Genomic DNA, 3,457 nt, shown 5'->3' on the forward strand with positions numbered 1-3,457 from the left:
CTTATGCGAACCCTTATAGCGGTTGAGGTTGTTGAGAATGTTCTCAACGAGCACCTACGCGCCGTGCTTTGACGCTTAAGCGCATGCGTTCGCGCCGCTCAAAAACATTCAAAAGCCTTGCATGCCGCTGATGCGCTTCTGATACGGCATCTTCAAATAAGAGCGCTACCCGTTCATATTCTTCCGATTCAATCAATTCCAAAATAAGCAGTATGTTCAGGCTGCTTAATGCGCGATTATAACTGTCTCTTTCGATTAAATCGCCGAAGGCATCAATGTCACTTTTTTTAACGTCATTCAAATAACCCGTTATCACATCATCAAGAATTATATATTTGCTCCAAGGCAGATCACTGTGCCTTGTGAAATGAACGGTTTTCATCATATCGTCTAAATCATTCATGTTAATTACTCCTGCAAGATGAATAACGCCTTGCTATTGCAGACACAGAGGCGCTCGCTCGCCGCTCGCCGCTCTCTGTGTCTGCAACCGCGGCGGCTTTTGACTTATCCCCTCGCCGCTTGCTGTGCCATCGGCATAGCGCGGGAGGACGTGCTGGTTGTCGCAGGCTTTAAGCGCACGCGACCGAGTTTTAATTCTTTAAACTCGTTCACCCAGAAGCTTTCTGTGTCCAGCGTATACATGCCTGCCGCATAAGACGGGAGTTCATCGGGAACGGGTAATTTGATTTCTTGCGGGTATTTAAAATGAGGCAGTTTTAAATACGCCCGTTGTTCACGAATGCAGTAAGGCTTGCCGGTCTTTTGTGAAGTCCCTTCCTTAACGGCAACTTCAGTGCTTTCAATCTCTACCAATACGTTCATGTCATTTCCTTTTCATTTTCAGTTGCCATTCAGGCGGGATTGCCGGTTAAGACGTTAGATTGCAACGGAAGACCGTGCGGTTTTATCGTGGGTCTTTGGTTTACCCAACCACTTCAATGCCCAAGGCGGCGGGGCTGCCGTGGCATGGGGGCTATGGGGCAAAAGCGGTGAGGCCGTGCACACAGGTATCTGCACGACATTGGCGACTTTTTTAAGCGGCGCGGCGTGCTCGTCATTGGCCGCTTGCGAATCAATAAACTGCTCGCAGTGGTCAAGGACGCTTTCCGCCGTCGGTTCGACGTACCAAGGCGGACGCTGGGAAGAAAAATCGATTTCGACAAAACGCAGCAGCGGTACGACGCTGTTCTTGCTGATTTCAGGTAGTTTTTGCAGCACGGCCTTGGAAATGCCGCAGGCTTCCAAGTCGCGCGTGTGCCGTGTCCAGGTGGATGGCGCAATGCTCGCCTTGGTTTCGTCCCAACCGTAACTGCGGATATTGCGGAAGGTGTTAAACAGGTTATTGGCGTAGGTATACACCGGCTTGCCGTGTTTGTTGGTCTTCACATAAGCGGCTTTTAAAGCGGCCTGCACGTGTTCATCATCGATCGTCTTCATTTCCATTCCCTCGCAGGCTTTGAATATCGGGGCGGTGGTCTCTGTCCACAGTTCCCGAATCAAGCAGCGACCTTCTCGCGCCAAGTTCTCTTGATAATCAATGAGTTTGTTTAAGTTGGTGGGTATCTTGCGCCGCGACAAACCACGGCTTTTTACCGTGGCTTCAAAGCGCAGCAGGCACTTTGACCAGTCCACTAATTGCGGGTCACTCATCACGGCTACCGTGCGTCTGGCCGCAGCGGCTTTTTTGCCACTGCCTGCCGCTTGGCGCTGCGCTTCAATCAGTTGGTGAGCATATTCGTATTGTTTCAAATACGCCTTGAGACCTTTTAAGCGGCTGTCTTTTTTGAACCAATAAGCGGTTTCGCTGTAGTTGTCACCGCGTGACTTGGTTTGTCCATTGCTGATGTTGCGCAGCGCGTCAATCGCTTGCTGCGCGGTGCGTTCATTGGGCAGGCGGGCGCTGTAGGTGCAGTCCAGCGCCTGAACTTCGGCCTCGTCCCAATTGAGCTTTGCCATCAAATCTGGATAGGCCACCGAAAGCCACGCCTTCATGGCCAGTGCGCCCATGCGGATACTGGTGCTGCCAAACAGGTTATGCCCCTGCGTCAGCTTGGCCGGACTGGCTTTGAGATCCACTCCCGCTTCACCACGAAAACCAAAGCCTTCATGAAAGACTTTGAACGCGAGCGGGGTATAAGAAGAGGGAAGGCTTTCCCACGCATGGCGCAGTTCCGAAACAATGAACCGCTCTTTGGCATCCAGTGACACGCTGCCCGACTGCATCGGCACGCCCAAATAGGCAAGGTCTACCGAACTCATCAGTACATCTCGCACCTTGCCCTTGCGCTTTTCTGTCGTCCAGAAGTACGCCGTGCAGGCTTCTGGCTTGAAGGGGATGAACAAGTGGAGGCGGTCGAGCATTTTGCAAACAAATCTTAAAATTGATTTTTAATAAAAAACTAATTTATCGACAAATCAATGTCAAGACTTTTGCAGAAATAAAATCTACCCTCGCAACATCCTTCGAAACCGAAACCCCACGATGGAGAAGAAATGAACTATCAGTTAAGGCTTACCAAGACAGAGATGGATGCGCTGAGAAAAAAATCTGTTGAAATTAATAACGTCCGAATGAAAAACGGTCTTAGGTTGTTAGATGACCCCAAGTTGCTTCATAAGATATTAGAAAAATCAATACCTTATGCAAAAGCAACGGCGGACGGAGAAATCTGGATAGAGGCTGAAATACCCGCATAGTTCTAGCCAGAGGCAATTAGTCTGTCCTTTTTAATTTTGGATTGAGGAGATAAAACATGGCCGCAGTAGCAGCGAAACAGCCACTAGACCCATTGTTCTACGATGTTGAAGTCAGTGAAGAAGATATCAGTTATGACCGCTGGTTTAGAGCTAAGGTGCAAGAAGCATTAGATAGCAAAAAACCTGCTCTTCCCCATGATGAAGCTATGACACACGTTGATGCTCTCTTGGAAGAGCGCAGGAAAGCCCGTGCTAGCGCTTGATTGGTCTGATGAGGCTCGTCATGACTTGGCTGAAATTCAAGACTACGTAGAACAGTTCAACCCCATTGCGGCATTGAGTTTACGCAACTTTCTTGAAACATCCGCTGAACGCCTTCCTTCAATGCCTTATGCCTTCCGTACAGGTCGCGTTGCGGGAACGAGAGAATATCCCGCACACCCCAATTACCTCTTGGTCTACAAAGTCGATAGCGCGAAAGTGCGCATACTTCGCGTCATGCATGCCAAGCGGAAATACCCCTAATCAAAAGCTCTAAAAAGCCTGTCCAATTTATCCACAAAAAGGCTCAACTTGAGCAAAGAGTCCACCATTAGAGTGGTGGACACGCCACCCTAATCGGTGGCGGTGCGCACGCCGAACGACCGCAAAAGCGGCGCGGTTTTTAGCCGTTGCTCCATCGTGTTCGGAGACATCCCGCAAAGGGGCTTTGCCCCCTTGCATCCCCCAGTCTCGCCGCCGACGGCTCAGGGAGCAG

6 protein-coding genes are annotated in these 3,457 nt (G+C 50.1%); 3 read left to right on the forward strand and 3 right to left on the reverse strand.

Annotated features, from left to right (window positions below; genetic code table 11):
- Positions 1-43: 43 nt before the first annotated feature.
- The 3 genes from AXE65_RS11280 to AXE65_RS11290 form a co-directional block, all read right to left on the reverse strand.
- Entirely contained in the window at positions 44-403 is a 360-nt protein-coding gene (locus AXE65_RS11280; RefSeq protein ID WP_068392411.1) for a hypothetical protein, read from the reverse strand.
- 104 nt (positions 404-507) lie between these two features.
- Positions 508-825: a single-stranded DNA-binding protein gene (locus AXE65_RS11285; RefSeq protein ID WP_068392415.1), complete on the reverse strand. Its 318-nt coding sequence runs from the start codon at positions 823-825 to the stop codon at positions 508-510.
- 54 nt (positions 826-879) lie between these two features.
- Positions 880-2,364: a phage/plasmid replication protein, II/X family gene (locus AXE65_RS11290; protein WP_079214150.1), complete on the reverse strand. Its 1,485-nt coding sequence runs from the start codon at positions 2,362-2,364 to the stop codon at positions 880-882.
- A gap of 132 nt (positions 2,365-2,496) precedes the next feature.
- Here AXE65_RS11290 and AXE65_RS11295 point away from each other — a divergent pair, with 132 nt between their 5' ends.
- From AXE65_RS11295 to AXE65_RS11305, 3 genes are read left to right on the forward strand one after another with little or no spacing between them, the layout of a single operon-like run.
- Positions 2,497-2,700, forward strand: coding sequence for a hypothetical protein (locus AXE65_RS11295; protein ID WP_068392418.1), 204 nt, complete (start codon positions 2,497-2,499; stop codon positions 2,698-2,700).
- Between the two features lie 56 nt (positions 2,701-2,756).
- The gene (gene relB / locus AXE65_RS11300) at positions 2,757-2,963 is read left to right on the forward strand and encodes a type II toxin-antitoxin system RelB family antitoxin (protein WP_068392421.1); all 207 of its coding nucleotides are present in this window, start codon (positions 2,757-2,759) and stop codon (positions 2,961-2,963) included.
- Positions 2,950-3,225 (forward strand): type II toxin-antitoxin system RelE/ParE family toxin, encoded by a 276-nt coding sequence (locus tag AXE65_RS11305; RefSeq protein ID WP_068392422.1) that lies wholly within the window; start codon positions 2,950-2,952, stop codon positions 3,223-3,225. Before relB ends, AXE65_RS11305 begins: the two co-directional genes overlap by 14 nt.
- Positions 3,226-3,457: the final 232 nt, after the last annotated feature.

This window comes from Ventosimonas gracilis (genome assembly GCF_001580025.1).
Lineage (GTDB): Bacteria > Pseudomonadota > Gammaproteobacteria > Pseudomonadales > Pseudomonadaceae > Ventosimonas > Ventosimonas gracilis.